The 15,472-nt window shown below is 43.7% G+C and carries 18 protein-coding genes; 15 read left to right on the top strand and 3 right to left on the bottom strand.

What is annotated here, in order from left to right; translation table 11 throughout:
* Positions 1 to 43: 43 nt before the first annotated feature.
* From argJ to IGJ15_RS14005, 12 genes are all read left to right on the top strand, one after another.
* Positions 44 to 1,234: a bifunctional glutamate N-acetyltransferase/amino-acid acetyltransferase ArgJ gene (gene argJ / locus IGJ15_RS14060; RefSeq protein WP_010748690.1), complete on the top strand. Its 1,191-nt coding sequence runs from the start codon at positions 44 to 46 to the stop codon at positions 1,232 to 1,234.
* A 35-nt stretch (positions 1,235 to 1,269) separates the two neighbouring features.
* Entirely contained in the window at positions 1,270 to 2,031 is a 762-nt protein-coding gene (argB, locus tag IGJ15_RS14055) for an acetylglutamate kinase (RefSeq protein WP_015508861.1), read from the top strand.
* 175 nt (positions 2,032 to 2,206) lie between these two features.
* Positions 2,207 to 3,028 (top strand): VOC family protein, encoded by an 822-nt coding sequence (locus IGJ15_RS14050; RefSeq protein ID WP_010748692.1) that lies wholly within the window; start codon positions 2,207 to 2,209, stop codon positions 3,026 to 3,028.
* 199 nt (positions 3,029 to 3,227) lie between these two features.
* Entirely contained in the window at positions 3,228 to 4,244 is a 1,017-nt protein-coding gene (locus tag IGJ15_RS14045) for a serine hydrolase domain-containing protein (protein ID WP_010748693.1), read from the top strand.
* A gap of 45 nt (positions 4,245 to 4,289) precedes the next feature.
* Positions 4,290 to 5,243 carry a mannose-6-phosphate isomerase, class I gene (gene manA, locus IGJ15_RS14040; protein ID WP_170920124.1) on the top strand — a complete coding sequence of 318 codons (954 nt, stop codon included), beginning with the start codon at positions 4,290 to 4,292 and terminating at the stop codon, positions 5,241 to 5,243.
* A 199-nt stretch (positions 5,244 to 5,442) separates the two neighbouring features.
* Positions 5,443 to 6,582, top strand: a complete 1,140-nt coding sequence (locus tag IGJ15_RS14035) for a cysteine desulfurase family protein (RefSeq protein ID WP_015508865.1) — start codon at positions 5,443 to 5,445, stop codon at positions 6,580 to 6,582.
* Positions 6,583 to 6,650: 68 nt separating this feature from the next.
* Entirely contained in the window at positions 6,651 to 6,992 is a 342-nt protein-coding gene (locus tag IGJ15_RS14030) for a DUF1831 domain-containing protein (RefSeq protein ID WP_005232263.1), read from the top strand.
* A gap of 177 nt (positions 6,993 to 7,169) precedes the next feature.
* On the top strand, positions 7,170 to 8,015 hold the full coding sequence (locus tag IGJ15_RS14025) for an aldo/keto reductase (protein WP_010748695.1): 846 nt from the start codon (positions 7,170 to 7,172) through the stop codon (positions 8,013 to 8,015).
* A gap of 41 nt (positions 8,016 to 8,056) precedes the next feature.
* Positions 8,057 to 8,662 (top strand): metallophosphoesterase, encoded by a 606-nt coding sequence (locus IGJ15_RS14020; RefSeq protein ID WP_005227234.1) that lies wholly within the window; start codon positions 8,057 to 8,059, stop codon positions 8,660 to 8,662.
* A gap of 205 nt (positions 8,663 to 8,867) precedes the next feature.
* Positions 8,868 to 9,431 (top strand): alkaline shock response membrane anchor protein AmaP, encoded by a 564-nt coding sequence (gene amaP / locus IGJ15_RS14015; protein WP_010748696.1) that lies wholly within the window; start codon positions 8,868 to 8,870, stop codon positions 9,429 to 9,431.
* Between the two features lie 11 nt (positions 9,432 to 9,442).
* A complete protein-coding gene (locus IGJ15_RS14010; protein WP_005227236.1) occupies positions 9,443 to 9,637 on the top strand; it encodes a DUF2273 domain-containing protein in 195 nt (64 codons plus the stop codon).
* A 56-nt stretch (positions 9,638 to 9,693) separates the two neighbouring features.
* The gene (locus IGJ15_RS14005) at positions 9,694 to 10,212 is read left to right on the top strand and encodes an Asp23/Gls24 family envelope stress response protein (protein WP_005227237.1); all 519 of its coding nucleotides are present in this window, start codon (positions 9,694 to 9,696) and stop codon (positions 10,210 to 10,212) included.
* Between the two features lie 85 nt (positions 10,213 to 10,297).
* Here IGJ15_RS14005 and IGJ15_RS14000 read toward each other — a convergent pair whose 3' ends face one another.
* Positions 10,298 to 11,011 (bottom strand): C39 family peptidase, encoded by a 714-nt coding sequence (locus tag IGJ15_RS14000; RefSeq protein WP_010748697.1) that lies wholly within the window; start codon positions 11,009 to 11,011, stop codon positions 10,298 to 10,300.
* Positions 11,012 to 11,423: 412 nt separating this feature from the next.
* Here IGJ15_RS14000 and mnmA point away from each other — a divergent pair, with 412 nt between their 5' ends.
* Positions 11,424 to 12,542 carry a tRNA 2-thiouridine(34) synthase MnmA gene (gene mnmA / locus IGJ15_RS13995; protein WP_034695311.1) on the top strand — a complete coding sequence of 373 codons (1,119 nt, stop codon included), beginning with the start codon at positions 11,424 to 11,426 and terminating at the stop codon, positions 12,540 to 12,542.
* A 123-nt stretch (positions 12,543 to 12,665) separates the two neighbouring features.
* Here mnmA and IGJ15_RS13990 read toward each other — a convergent pair whose 3' ends face one another.
* Together IGJ15_RS13990 and IGJ15_RS13985 are read right to left on the bottom strand one after the other, a co-directional pair.
* Positions 12,666 to 13,622, bottom strand: coding sequence for a 1-phosphofructokinase family hexose kinase (locus tag IGJ15_RS13990; protein WP_010748699.1), 957 nt, complete (start codon positions 13,620 to 13,622; stop codon positions 12,666 to 12,668).
* Positions 13,619 to 14,380 (bottom strand): DeoR/GlpR family DNA-binding transcription regulator, encoded by a 762-nt coding sequence (locus IGJ15_RS13985; protein ID WP_005227243.1) that lies wholly within the window; start codon positions 14,378 to 14,380, stop codon positions 13,619 to 13,621. Before IGJ15_RS13985 ends, IGJ15_RS13990 begins: the two co-directional genes overlap by 4 nt.
* Positions 14,381 to 14,661: 281 nt before the next feature.
* On the opposite strand from IGJ15_RS13985, the gene IGJ15_RS13980 reads away from it, so the two are divergent.
* The gene (locus IGJ15_RS13980) at positions 14,662 to 15,123 is read left to right on the top strand and encodes a PTS sugar transporter subunit IIA (protein WP_005227244.1); all 462 of its coding nucleotides are present in this window, start codon (positions 14,662 to 14,664) and stop codon (positions 15,121 to 15,123) included.
* A 20-nt stretch (positions 15,124 to 15,143) separates the two neighbouring features.
* Positions 15,144 to 15,443: a PTS sugar transporter subunit IIB gene (locus IGJ15_RS13975; protein WP_005227245.1), complete on the top strand. Its 300-nt coding sequence runs from the start codon at positions 15,144 to 15,146 to the stop codon at positions 15,441 to 15,443.
* Positions 15,444 to 15,472: the final 29 nt, after the last annotated feature.

Here is a 15,472-nt window from a genome sequence, read left to right as displayed (position 1 = left end):
GCCAGTGGACAATCCGCAAAAGGTGGCAGTAGGAGGAAAGAAAATGAAAGAAATCGAAGGAACGATCGCAACCCCCAAAGGTTTTTTTGCCGACGGTCTGCATTGCGGTCTGAAGAAAGAGAAAGTCGATCTTGGTTGGATCGTCTCTGAAGTGCCAGCCAGTGCTGCAGCAGTCTTTACCACCAATCAAGTACAAGCAGCACCCATTCTCGTTACAAAGGAAAAAATGCAAGCAGGCACCTTGCAAGGTGTGATCGTCAATGCGGGCAATGCCAATGCTTGTACCGGGGAGCAAGGTTTAAAAGATGCACAAGAGATGGCAGAATTGGCAGCAGCCCAGCTGCATACGAGTCCCGAAGCCTTTGCGGTAGCCTCCACCGGGATCATTGGTAAGAGCTTACCGATGGAAAAAATCACTGCAGGGATTCAGCAACTAAACAGGCAAGGGGATGCCCACCGATTTCAACGAGCGATTTTGACGACGGATCTGACTGAAAAAAGCAGTGTCATCCAATCAACGATCGCTGACAAAACGGTGACTGTTGCGGGCTGTGCCAAAGGGTCTGGTATGATCCATCCCAATATGGCTACGATGCTGGCCTTTGTTACGACGGATGCGGCGATCGCTCCAGCACTCTTGCAAGTACTGCTGAAAGAATTAACCGACGTTACCTTCAATCAAATCACGGTCGATGGCGATACATCCACCAATGATATGGTGTTAGTTTTAGCTAACGGGTTAGCCAAAAATCCAACGATCGAAGCTGACACGCCAGCTTATCATGAGTTTAAAGGGATGCTCAAATCAGTTCTGACCGCACTAGCCAAAGCAGTTGCAAAGGACGGAGAAGGCGCCAGCAAATTGATCGAAGCTCATACGAGTGGAGCTGTGACCGATGAAGCAGCCCGAATGATCAGCAAAACCATCGTCGGTTCGCCACTGGTCAAAACAGCTCTCTTTGGCAAAGACCCGAACTGGGGGCGTATCTTATGTGCAGTGGGCTATAGTGGGCAGCCGATCGATCCAGCAACGGTATCGATTGCATTAGCCGACATTCCCGTCTTTGTCCAAGGGACACCGGTAGCTTTTGACGAAACCATCATGCAAGAACAATTGGCGGAAAATGAAGTCAAAGTCGTTGTCGAGCTGAAAGAAGGGGCAGGTGTTGGCACCGCTTGGGGCTGTGATCTGACGTATGACTATGTGAAAATCAACGCACTATATCATACCTGAAAGAAATCAGGTACTAGACAAAAAGGAGCGAGTAGATGGAAACGATCGTAGTAAAAATCGGCGGTGTCGCCTCAGACAATTTAACCCCGTCATTCTTTGAGACGATAGCAGACTGGCAAGCTGCGGGCAAAAAAGTAGTCATCGTCCATGGCGGTGGTCACTACATCTCAGAAATGATGGAGAAAATGGCGTTGACAGTCACGATCAAAGACGGCCTGCGGGTGACCGACCCCCAGACGCTTGAAGTAACTAGAATGGTCCTTTTGGGACAAGTTCAACCGCTGATCACGACCGCTTTCCAGCAAGCTGGGTTCCATGCCGTAGGACTGAATGCTGGCTGTGATCAACTGATTCAAGGAGAAGTCATTGATGAAGAAAAATTAGGACAGGTGGGGAAGGTTCAACAAATCAACGCTGCTTTCCTGAAGCTCTTGACAGAGAAAAAACATGTCCCGATCCTGGCACCGCTAGGAATTACCCCAGAGGGGCAATGGCTGAACATCAATGCCGATGAAGTAGCGTGTCAGGTTGCTGCTAGTTTACAAGCAGAAAAACTATATTTGTTGACGGATGTCCCTGGGATCAAGCAAGAAAGCCAGTGGTTATCAGCTGTTTCTTTTGAAGAGATCCCCCGTTTGATCACCGAAGAAGTAGTCACAGGCGGCATGCTGCCAAAACTAAAAAGTGCGCAGAAAGCCTTGAAAGCAGGGGTAGCTGCCGTTTGTATCACCGATCGAATCGATCGTTTAGGAACCCAGATCCTCGCGGCAAGTCCAGCCGCAGCTGTCTGTAGCTGAAGTCATTAGCAACACCCAAATGCCTCTTCTCTACTCATAAAAATGCAAAATTCTGACTTTTCTGTGCTTTTCTTCTTATTTTCTCTAAAAAAAGAATAAAATAGGTAGGGATTTCATTTGCTAGAATTTCGTTTTATCAGTACAATGAGTACATATGTAAGTAGGGGGAGAAACAATGACAGATTTCTTATTGGGGAGCAGTACGAAGTTGCTGACTGTTGCAATCCGGGTAAAAGACCGCGATCAAGCGATTGCCTTTTATCGGGATGTACTTGGTTTTGAGTTGAAAAGAGAAGAAAATGAATTGGCCATCTTTGGTCTAAAAGGATTAGATAGAGAAGTTTTATGGTTGGAAGAAAGCCCGCGTGCCAACGATCACTTCGGCGAGATCAAAAAAATGCAGCGCATCGTCTTAGCCGTATCCTCATTAGAAGAAGCGGCAACTATCGCGAGCAATGCCCAACAAAAAGCGATTGCTTTCGAAGAAGCTCGTTATGAAGCGAATCAATTAGGCTTTATTATAGCTGATCCAGAAGGGAACAAAATTGAAGTCTTATTTACAGCACCCGCAGGAACTGCGGTACCAAAAGACGAAGCAGAATTGATCAAAGCGGCACCTGCAAAAGCGGCTGGCTTATCAAAAGAAGCTCATTTTGGCAAGCTGTATTTAAACGTCAGTGATCTAGCCAAAGAGCAGCTTTTCTTAGAAGAAAGCTTAGGCTTGAAAACAAAAGAAGCCGAAACGAAGGAATTTATCCTCAATGATGGTGACTTCCAAGTCGGCTTGACTGAAGCACAAGGTGGTACGATCGATTTGCCGACCCATGAGGTGCTTGGCTTAGACTTCTTGAAAATCTCCATCAGTCAAGAAGATATCGATACATTGGAAAAGCACTTGTCTGAGAAGAAGCAAGAGTTTTTCATCGACAAAAAACGGAAGTTGTTGACGACCTACGATGCGATCGGTATCGAATGGTGGTTTATCGTTAAAAAATAAATCTAAATAGATAAGAAAAAACATCGGAAACTCTTTTGAGTAGTCGATGTTTTTTGATGACTAAGAAACCAAGCAAGCGAATCGACTAGCTGATCGAGTCGGATAGTTGGAGGAAAAAAGGGGATAACGAGTTTTGTTTGCTGCTAAAAAGTGCTAAAGTTAGAAGCAAGACAAGCCTGAAAGGAGCGAGTATGGAACGATGACAATGTACCCAAAAACAGTACAGCTCATTCAAGAAAAAATGCCGACCGTTTTCCCAGGAGCGGTGCTGCGTTTTATCGCTGGTGAAACCCAAGAGACCCATGTATTCGGACAGGCAGCGCTTCTTCCGAAAACCGAACCTATGACGAAAGATCATTTGTTTGATTTAGCCTCATTGACGAAAGTCGTTTGTACAACGAGTGTTCTGTTAAAATTGTGGGATCAAGAAAAAATCGAGATGGAGGCGCCGCTTACTCGTTGGCTGCCAGCGTTTAAAGACGATCTGGTAACGATCAAGCACTTGCTGACGCATACGGCAGCCATCAACACGTGGATTCCTCATCGAGACCAGTTGGATGCTGCTGCCTTGCGCAAGGCGTATTTGCAGCTTGAAAGCAGTGATACGATCGGTCAAACGGTCAACTATACGGATACTGGGACGATTTTGCTGGGCTTTTTATTGGAGGAGCTGTATCAAAAACCAGTGACCGAGATTTTTCAAGAAGAAGTCTTGACGCCTTTAGGCATGAAGAACAGCGGCTTTCCGCCTTTTCCTCCCTCACAGCTGCCAATGATCGTTCCTACCCAGCAGCAGCCAGACGGCAGCATCCTTAGAGGAATCACCCATGATCCTAAGGCACGAGTGTTGGGAAACCATGCCGGCAACGCAGGGTTGTTTTCTACCGTGGATGACTTGACGCTTTTCGTTCAACTGTTACTGGCAAATGGTCAGCAGCAAGGAGCGCCGTTTTTCTCAGAAAAAGTCATGCAGGCGCTGACTCACAGGCAGACGCCTGAAAGCACAAAGCCTCGCACCTATGGTTGGGACTTGTTAGGTGCACCGTATCAATTATTTCATACAGGCTATACAGGCACGTTTCTCGCAGTAGATATCCCTAACAAAAAAGCGTTTATTTTCTTATCGAATCGGGTCCATCCAGTGGATCATCGAGAAAGCTATTTGGGTCATCGTGACGAAATCCTGCAATGTTACTTAAAAGAAACTGCCGAATAAGCGGATTCATGCTATAATATGCACGAACAACTAGAGAGGGGAACAATTATGGAACCATTGTTTATGAAACCTGTTTTTCAAGAAAAAATTTGGGGCGGCAGTCGCCTGCATTCTGTTTTTGGTTTTGATTTACCGAGCGACAAGATCGGTGAAGATTGGGCGATCAGTGCGCATCCTCATGGGGTGAGCGTCATTGAAAATGGGCCGTTTAAAGGCAAAACATTGGCGGATCTTTGGCAAGACCATCAAGAACTATTTGGTCATTCAGACGAACCAGTCTTTCCATTATTAATTAAAATTTTAGACGCAGAAGATGATCTATCCGTTCAAGTCCATCCTGATGACACATATGGGTTAGCCCATGAAGGGGAATTAGGGAAAACGGAATGCTGGTACATCATTGATGCCGAACCAGGTGCGGAAATCATTTATGGCCACCATGCCCAAACCAAAGAAGAACTTGCGGAAATGATCGAAGCGGGTCGTTGGGATGATTTGTTAACAAAAGTCCCTGTGAAAAAAGGCGATTTCTTCTATGTGCCAAGCGGAACGATCCATGCCATTGGAAAAGGGATCATGATCTTGGAAACCCAGCAGAGTTCGGATACGACTTATCGGGTGTACGACTATGATCGTACCGATGATCAAGGACAAACTCGGGAGCTGCATATCCAACAATCGATCGATGTGACGACGATTCCTGCACGGACGCCAGAATTATCGATCCGTGAGGTCAAACAAGGACAATCAGCAGTCGTTACCTATCTTGAAACGCCATTTTTCAATGTGTATGAGTGGGAAGTACGTGGGAAATTATCGTTGGCACAAAAGGCCGATTATACTTTGATGACCGTGATCGATGGGTATGGGCATTTGATGATCGACGGTCATTCCTATGAACTAAAAATGGGCACGAGCTGCATTTTGCCAAACCCGATCAAGAAATGGGAATTGGTTGGTGAATTGACTGTCATTGCCTCTGAACCTGGAAAAAAATAAAACGATCAGTAAGTGACGTGAGCCGCACAAGCAAAACAGCACACGTTCCTGATTTTTCGTAAGGCTGAACTCGTTCAGCTGCCTGTCATCATTGGCGATTTTTCCGCTTTTGACTGACAGGTTTTTTCGTATGGACACTCACGATAGACGTCTGAGGAAGATTTGTTATAATGGCAGTAATGAAGGATAGGTGAAAAGAATGGTTTACTTAGATCATGCAGCAACGACACCGCTGCATCCAGAAGTGATCAAAGTGATGAGTGAAACGATGCAGACATTTTTTGGCAATCCATCAAGCATTCATCATTATGGTCGAGACGCCCACACCCAATTAGAATTGGCTCGTCAAGCGATCGCTCAGCAGCTAGGAGTCAAAGAACATGAGATCATTTTTAATAGTGGTGGTACCGAAAGTGATAATACAGCAATCATCGGTACAGCCCTTAGCAAACAAGCACAAGGCAAACATATCATTACGACCCAGATCGAACATCCGGCGGTCATTGAGAGTATGCGCTATTTAGAAGGCTTAGGCTTTGAGGTGACCTATTTGCCCGTAGATCAAAAGGGGCAATTGGCCGTCAGTGAAGTTGAGGCTGCCTTACGTCCCGATACGATTTTAGTATCCATAATGACGGCAAACAATGAAACGGGCAATTTGCTGCCGATTGCAGAAATTGGGGCCCTTTTACGGGAGCATCCCGCCGTGTTTCATACCGATGCCGTGCAAGCTTATGGCAAGATCCCGCTTGAAATCAATGAAAACAGTATTGATCTTCTAAGCATTTCTGCTCACAAAATCAACGGACCAAAAGGGATCGGCTTTTTGTATAAACGAGATGGCTTGTCGCTGCCTGCGCTACTCCATGGCGGCGAGCAAGAAGAAAAACGGCGAGCAGGGACGGAAAACTTAGCAGCCATCATGGGAATGGCCAAAGCAGCTTCTTTGCATACCCCCGAAGCGCAGCAAGCAGCGGCGGAACAATATCAAACGTTTGCCGATGTGCTGATGGAGACCTTAGCAGCACAAGGCGTCGATGTTCAGTTGAATGGTGATCCAGCACACAAATTGCCGCATATTTTGAATCTGCGTTTCCCAGGTGTCAGCAGTGACTTGCTGCTGATGAAATTGGACTTAAAAGGGGCTGCGATCTCGACAGGCAGCGCTTGTACGGCGGGCAATGTGGAGCCCTCCCATGTGCTCGAAGCGATGGTGGGCAAAGAGCATCCAGCTATTCGGGAATCGGTCAGAGTCAGCTTTGGCTATGGCAACACATTGGCGGAAATCGAAGCATTTGCTCAGCTATTAGCAGAAACTGTCTTAGCCACGAAAAAGTAGGAGAACAGCTAGCAATCTCGCTGAAAACTATTTATAATGAAAGAAATGATGTTAAAGAGGTGAAGAACATGGCATTTGAAACAACAGCAACCGTTTTAGGCGCAGCAACCCAATACCGCATTGCTCCTGAAGCAAAAAAATATACGTTGCGGGACAATGGCTTTACAGAAACGAACGGCGGCAACTTCCAATTGATTCGCGGCCTTGAAGCAACACCCCAAAGCAAAGAAGGCTTTAAATTAAAAATCACTGTTGCAAAAGATCTGCAAACCTTCAAGATGTCCATCACGACAGCCAATGGGTTAAAAGCAGTCAATATTTTCAAAGATGAACAGCACAAAATGTTGCAAGAAAAATTTTACTTTTTAATGGATGGTTTTATCAGCCGCGGGTTGTTTGTCAAAGCGTAAGCTTTTGTCAAAAGCAGCTATATCATTCAAAGGGCAAGAAGTGTGTCACTCCGCCAAGCAGGCATGGGATTGATACACTTCTTTTGTATCTTTGGCGGTTTCTTTTTATACTATAGAAAACAAACCCTAGGTGTTCGCAGGAACAGGATGAGTTAAGACGAGAAAGAGGGAATCAAGATGAAACGATCCTTAAACAAGCAATCAGTGCTAGCCGTCGGCATGGGGACTTGGCATATGGGGGATGACCCAGCCAAGGAAAAAGCCGAGATCGATGCGTTGCAAGCGGGCATCAAAGCTGGAGCGGCTGTCATCGATACCGCAGAAATGTACGGCGAGGGAAACGCAGAAACACTAGTTGGCAAGGCGATCCAGCCCTTTACACGAGGGGATCTTTATTTGATTTCAAAAGTCTATCCTTGGAATGCCTCCGCAGATGAATTGCCGAAAGCTTTAGACCGCAGCTTAGCGCGTTTAGGCACCGACTATCTTGATTTGTATCTGCTCCACTGGCGAGGAGATGTGCCGTTAGCAGAAACAGTTGACGCACTAGAAGCTGCCAAAGCTTCTGGAAAGATTCGTGCATGGGGCGTCTCTAATTTTGACGTGGCAGATATGGAGGAGCTGTTGCGGTTAGAAAACGGCGATCAATGTGCCGCCAACCAAGTACTCTATAATTTAGGTGCCCGGGGGATCGAATACGATCTTTTGCCTTGGCAGGCAGAGGCTGAGATTCCTGTGATTGCCTACTCACCCATTGCTCAAGGCGATCGGCTAGGGCACCACTTCAAAAATGATGAAGTGTTGAAAGAGCTGGCAGAAGCCAAAGGCTGCACGATTTTTCAGCTGCTTTTGGCATGGACCCTTCGACAACCCCACGTCTTAGCGATCCCCCAAACCAGTGACTCGCTGCATATGCTGCAGAACATTGAAGCTTGCAAAATCGTTTTTTCCAAAAGCGAATTGGCAGCAATCGATGCGCGGTTTCCTGCACCGACGAAAAAGCAGCCGCTAGCGATGATTTGAAGACGCTGATCACAGAAAAAGCACCAAGGTAAGGAGCGACTATGAAATTTTTTACGTCTGATACCCACTATTTTCATGCAGCCTTGCTCGGGGACAATGACTTTGCCCCACGCCCCTTTGAGACAGTGACGCAAATGCATGAAACGATGATCGCCAGCTGGAATGAGGTCGTGGCGGATAAAGATGTCGTCTATCATTTAGGGGATGTCGCGATGCACCCTGATTACGAAGCGGGCTTTCCAGAAATTGCTGCGCTGTTAGCACAGCTGCAGGGCAAAATCGTTTTTATCAAAGGCAATCATGATACCCGAGCTTTCTTTGCGTACTTGCGCAAGCATGATCCTGGTTGTTTGGGAGCCGAAAAGTATGCGTTTGAAGATGTCGGTGTCTTGCTGAAGTTTGCTCATCAGCAATTTATACTGACCCATTATCCTATGCTGCTGGGGATCACCAAAAACAGCCGCAATCTGCATGGGCATATTCATCATCACAGTGTACCGATCGCTGAGAATCTCAACGTAGGAGTCGATGCACCAGAATTGGCGTTTCTGCCACAGCCGCGTCCTTTTGGTCGGCCAGTTTCCGAAAATGAACTGGCGGTGTTGTATCATGCAAAACAACAAGAACTTACTAAGCTGGCTCGTTAACAGATAACAAAAAAAGCAAGCGTCCAAACAGATTTGGGCGGCTTGCTTTTTTTGTGATGACTTTGACAGCAAGCTTTGATTAAGGAAATTTTTTTGATAAAAATAAACTTTATATGTAAAAAATAATCGATTCCAAGAGTTATTATTTGATGGATATTTAAGAAATGTGTATGCTTTAAGTAGAAAGCAGTAAAGGAGGTTGCCAATGCGTAAGATTTCTAAAGTGATTTTTATCATCGGATTGCTTTTACTCTTACTTGTCTTTTATTTTGGGATCATCGCCAATCAGCAAGCGGCTTTATTGCCTGTTTACTTGATTCCTTTGGATGAATATCCTTGGGTCGGATCTTCCATGAGTATGCTGCTCTTTTGGTTATCTGTTGGCTTTGCCATTTTTACCGTGATCGCGCTCTTTGTCGTTTTGTTTTATCCAAAACGTTCGGACCGCTTGATCATTTCCCATAAGACAGGCGATTTAGTGATTCAGAAGAAGGCGTTAGAGCATTTTGTGCTTGAACGGGTGAAACAAGCAGATTTCATCCATCAGCCATCCGTAAAAATCAAAATCGTCAAGAATAAAGTATCCGTAAAAATCGATGGAGAAATGAAACAAACAGCAGCCATCCCGCAAAAACAAGAAGCATTGGTTGGTGAGATCAGCAGCAGTCTGCAGCAGCTTTTCGGTATCGAAAGCAATATCCAAACGGAAGTTGTCTTAAAAGATACGCAAGAAACGCCAGCAGCCCATGACCAGCCGCGTGTAGTTTAGGAGGAACAGGTATGAGTGAATGGTTCTACCACTATAAGATCCCACTTATCTTTGCAGGCTTCGGTTTGATCCTAGCGATCCTGTTTCTAACGATCGGCTTTTTGAAAACCATACTGCTGGTGCTGTTTACGGCACTAGGTATGTATCTGGGATTTTATCTCAAAGAAGTCGGATTCTTTGAACAATTTCAAAGACCGCGCCGTTAACTTTGGTAACATTATTAGTTTAATTTATATCAAGATTATAGTAGGAGGAATGTACGATGGAAAACCAAACAAAACCAACAACAGGTGTTAAAGGAGAATTAACTTACGAAGATAAAGTGATTCAAAAAATCGTAGGCATTGCATTAGAATCTGTAGACGGACTCTTAACAGTCGATGGCGGTTTCTTCTCAAATATTGCAGGTAAATTAGTCAACACCGATGATGTGACTTCAGGGATCAACGTTGAAGTTGGGAAAAAACAAGTGGCAGTCGATCTTGATATCGTTGCAGAATACGGCAGCGACATGACCACGATCTACGACCAAATCAAAGAGGTTGTTTCAACACAAGTCAACAAAATGACGAATTTAGACGTCATCGAAGTAAACGTGAACGTAGCAGATGTCAAAACACGTGAACAATTCGAAAAAGACTCTGAAACAGTTCAAGACAAAGTAAGCAGTGCGGCAGAAACAACTGGCGACTTTGCGTCAAAACAAACACGTAAAGCCAAAGGTGCCTTCAACCGAACAACGACGCGTATTCAAGAAAACAACGAACCACGCGTTCAATAATAGTAAGATAAGCAAAAGACTAGCTTCGGCTAGTCTTTTTTGTCGCAAAAATGGCGTGTTTTTGCAGCTTCAGCCGGTCAGAACATCAAAGCCAAAAGCTCCAATAATGGATTCCTTCTGCTTGAAAGACATCGTTAGGATAGCTTTTCTCATAATGAGCTTTTTTGGGGGAATCATTAGGATCGAATACTTGAACATTTCCTTCTTTGTTCAAAGCCAATACCATGATATGTCCTGAGGTCGTAAAGGTTCCTGATTGAACCGAGACCACAACGGGGATGCCTTGTGTCATTTTCTCATAGGCAGCCGCAAAGGAACTTCCTAAATCGGCAAATTGGTAACCAAAAGCTTCGGCAAACTGAGGAAAGATTTGCCAACTCGTTCCTTGTTTGGGAAGATAAAATTGATCGCCAGCCCACTTTAATAGTTTGTCAGGATTCGACGGATGATCCGTCCAAAAAGAATCGATCATCGCTAAAGAAGCAATAGCGCACCCGTTTGCTGCAAACGTATTTTGCGTTTCTCCATATCCATATGTGTCATTGCCCCAGCGTTGATCGGTTTGTACAATCAACGGCACTTGCTGCGTGTCTGCCATCGCTTGTTGAATCGCTTGATTGGCTTGGTGAGTGAACTCTTTTGAGACAAGCGCTGTCTGATCAAACGCAGCATCCCTGACCTGATCAATCACGTAATGAATGACAAAAACACCACCGATGAGAAAAAGCAGTAGCGCAAGGCTCTTTCTTTTCTTTCCGTTGTTTCTCCTAGTTTTCGATATCCCTGTGTGTGATCTCATGAAATGCCCCTCCTCATAAAGTAGTATCTAAAAGAAGTATAGTCTTTTTCTGATAGCGGCATTTCTGCTTTTCCTGAAGAATTCCATACGATTTTATGACAAACGACCGTTTAAAAGGTAAAATGCGGCTTCTTAGCATTCGCTTATCTAGTTGTCTTTGAACAATGGGAGTCGTTTGGATGGTTGTCGATAAGATACACAAAAAGCAGCGCTTCTTCTATTGGGCTGAATGGGGGGAGAACAGACAGCGGGTATCCTCCAGATGACTTTTCTAAAAAAGGAATTTATAAGAAAAGACAGCAAACAGTGAACTTTTTTGTGTTTTGTTGTATAATGCAAATTACTGAAAAGTTGCGACCTTCAAATCGTAGATGATTTCAGAATCTATAATTGAAATGATGGTGAAACGATCATGTCTAACGAAAACACCCGTGTGGTGGTTGGAATGAGTGGCGGGGTAGACTCGTCAGTAACAGCACTTTTGCTGAAAGAACAAGGGTATGATGTTGTCGGGATCTTTATGAAAAATTGGGATGATACCGATGAAAACGGTGTTTGTACCGCAACAGAAGACTACAAAGACGTAGCCAAAGTGGCTGCGCAAATAGGGATTCCTTATTATTCAGTGAATTTCGAAAAAGAATATTGGGACCGTGTATTTGAATATTTTCTTGCAGAATACCGTGCCGGACGGACACCAAATCCAGATGTCATGTGTAACAAGGAAATCAAGTTCAAAGCCTTTTTGGATTATGCGATGGATCTTGGTGCCGATTATGTAGCAACTGGCCATTATGCGCAAGTGACCGTTGATGAAAACGGCGTGACCCATATGTTGCGAGGCGTGGATAACAACAAAGATCAAACGTATTTCTTAAGCCAATTGTCACAAGAACAATTGAGTAAAACCATGTTCCCACTAGGCGGCATGGAAAAATCAGAAGTACGAGCGATCGCTGAACGGGCAGGACTAGCAACAGCCAAGAAAAAAGATTCCACGGGTGTCTGCTTTATCGGAGAAAAGAATTTCAAACAATTTTTGAGTAATTACTTGCCAGCGAAAAAAGGCAATATGGTTACATTAGATGGCGAAGTCAAAGGACAACACGATGGCTTGATGTACTACACCATCGGACAACGTCAAGGCTTAGGCATTGGCGGCGGCGGTGCCACTCAAGAACCATGGTTTGTCGTAGGAAAAGACTTAGCGACCAACACTTTGTATGTGGGACAAGGATTCCATCACCCCGCATTGTATGCAGATCGCTTGGAAGCAAGCCAAATCCACTTTACTACAGAACAAGACCGCGGCAGGGAATTTTCATGCACAGCAAAATTCCGCTACCGTCAACAAGATGTACCGGTAACGGTGCGTCTATTAGATGGAGATCGAGCAGAAGTGATTTTTGACGAACCAGTCCGCGCCATCACTCCTGGACAAGCAGTCGTTTTTTATGACGGGATGGAATGCTTGGGCGGCGGTTTGATCGATGCAGCCTACAAAGAAGCCAAAGAATTACAATATGTTTAACCACTAACACAATCAGCCCTAGCTAAGACCACTGAACCAATCAGTTGCACTTAGCTAGGGCTTTTTTTATTTGTACCAACGAATGTTTTGCGTAATCAAGAGAACCAAAAAATAGGTAGCCGATTATTCTTTGATCTTGAAAAGGTGGATCTGTTCGCTAAATGCAGCGACTTGTGCAGGATCGATCGTACCGTTTGTTTTCGAAAGCGCATTAGACATGCCACAAGCCATCGAATAGGTCAATGCTTGTTCCATTGGATACTGTTTATTCAATGCAACAGCCATGCCACCAACAGTTGAATCGCCACAGCCAGTCGTATTAACGATGGCGATTTTAGGAATCTCAATCTTATAAAAAGTCGACTGATGTTTAACGATTGCCCCATCGCCGCCTTGAGATACCATGACGGTGTCGATTCCTTCGAAAAGAGTGCTCTCTAAGACAGAGAAAATGTCTTGAGATGAATGTAATTTTTGACCTATTAGTTCTTCCAATTCCTGTTGATTCGGTTTAATAAAATTCGGACGAGCATTCGTTTGAGTCAAACAATTTTTTAGTTGTTCACCTGCTATATCCATGAGGATTGGTACCTGCTCACCTAATGTCTTACGGATGAATTGAAGCAATTGATCGTGAAAATGCCCATTATCAGAATTTACTGATCCAGAAATACAGACGACCGTGATGGGATGTTGTTCAATTAATGCTGCAAGGTGTTGGTAAAAAAGTTGTTCGTTTTTCTCCGATAGATAAAGTCCTTTTTCTACTAGCTCTGTATGGGTGTTACCGTCATGCATGATCGTGATCGCATTGCGAGAATTACCATCGATGGTTAGGAAATCCAATACATAACGTTCTTCGGCTAGTAAAGAATCAAGGATCGTTTTGCCTACAGGTCCACCTAAAATACCTGTCAATAAAACGTCTTCCCCAGATTGTGCGATGACTCTGCCAGCATTGATACCTTTTCCCCCAATTGATGTATGTGGGTTATCTACCCGATTTACTTGATCCAATTTCAACGAAGGAACCAAATAGTTGTAGTCCATGGAAGGGTTCATTGTGATGGTTAAAATCATTTTTGTTCCTCCTTGAGGATCTCTGTAAAGGAGCGATAATACTCAAAAGTAGTCTCAGAAAGTTTATCATCAGTGATCAAATAGTCGATATCTGAAAGTGAGTAAAAGGTGTAAACGTCGGAGCGATTAAACTTGGAACTATCCGCAACGATGCATTTTTTGCGGGAATGCTTGAAAGCGACTCGTTGAATCGAACCTTCAACAAGATTCGCAGTGGTGATATTATTTTCAAAGATCCCATTTGTAGCAGCAAAAGCGATATCGATATTTAGATTTTCAAAACTCTTCTCTGCCGTTTCCCCATAAAATTCTTCCGTCGTGCGGGAAAATTCTCCGCCTGTCAATAAGACGCGATAGTCTGTGTTGTAAATCAAATAATTAAAAGCAAGCAAACTATTTGTGATCACGAATAAGTTTGCTTTTTTTAGTTCAGGTAAAGCGTGAAGCATCGTAGTTCCAGCACCGATATAGATAGTATCGTTGTCTGAAATGATACTGTTCATCACTTTTCCGATGAATTTTTTTTCAGCAACATTCGTATCGATTTTTTCTTGAGTAGAAAGCTCGTGTTCGATTTTTTCGAGTTTTTGGGCGCCACCATAGATTTTTACCAATAAAGATTGATTCGCTAACTCTGTAATATCTCTACGAATGGTCATATCGGAAACGTCTAATGTTTTGGCTATTTCTGCAATGGATAAGTAATCGTGCTGATTCACTAGCGCTAGAATTTTTTCTTGCCGTTCTTTCTTTAACATAGTTTCACCTCTGGTTGATTAACGATTTTTTTAAGTTTCTTTTTCAACTGTCTTCTTTATACATTAATTAATAGCATTTACTTTTGGAAAAAGCAAGGATAAATGTTCATCTTTGTTAAAGTTTGATAATTTTATGTATCGATAAAAGTAATTAGTTTGGAAAAAATACGAAAAGAAAGCGTTGACAAGAAAAATTAACTATTGTATATTTACATTGTAAAACACATTGTAACAAAGTTTAACAATATTTATCATTAAAGTTGAACAAGGAGGAAGAATAGGTGGGCTATACGAGCATGTTTGATGAAAGGCTGATTTTTCTCGACGTGGAAGGAGAGGATTTGAAAGAACTATTTGAAGAGATAGCCAAACGATTACAGGAACAAGGTTTTGTGAATGAACAGTATGTAGAAGGATTACTAGCAAGAGAACAAGCCTTTCCAACTGGGCTGATTACACAGTATTTGAATATTGGCTTGCCTCATTCAGAACCAGCGTATGTCGAAAAGCCTTTTATAGCGATCGTGCGTCTGAAAAACGAGGTGAAGATGAAGCAAATGGGTGACAGTCAAGAAATGCAGGTCAAGAATCTCTTTTTTCTAGGGATCAAAGAACCAAAAGAGCAAGTCGGCTTACTGCAATCGTTAATGGCATTATTTATGGATGAAGGATTTGTAAAGGCATTCATTGGGACACAAGAAGTACAGGCAATTTATCAATTAGTTACACAGTATACAAAATAAAATTTTTGGAGGGATTCAAGATGAAAAGAAGATTGATCGTAGCATGTGGAAGTGGCGTTGCAACAAGTCAAACGATCGCAAGTAAAATTGCTGGGATGCTTGAAGATGACGGGATCGATTTCCCCGTTGAAGCAGTTGATTACAAGTCGATCCAAAACGAATTGCCGTCGACAGGAATTTATGTGTATGTTGCACAGCCAGATGATGAAGTATTGGAAAAAGCGGCTGAGCTAGGTGTACACGTTTTTGCTGGAATTCCGTTTCTTACAGGTATGGGTATGGATACGATTTATGAAGAAATCAAAGAATTGATTGGCTAGCACAAAACATCCTATCAAAAGAAAGAAGT

Source organism: Enterococcus sp. AZ079 (assembly GCF_050547255.1).
Classification (GTDB): Bacteria; Bacillota; Bacilli; order Lactobacillales; family Enterococcaceae; genus Enterococcus_D; species Enterococcus_D casseliflavus.
Note: the sequence above shows the minus strand (reverse complement) of the source record. Positions and strands in the feature narration are given on the sequence as shown.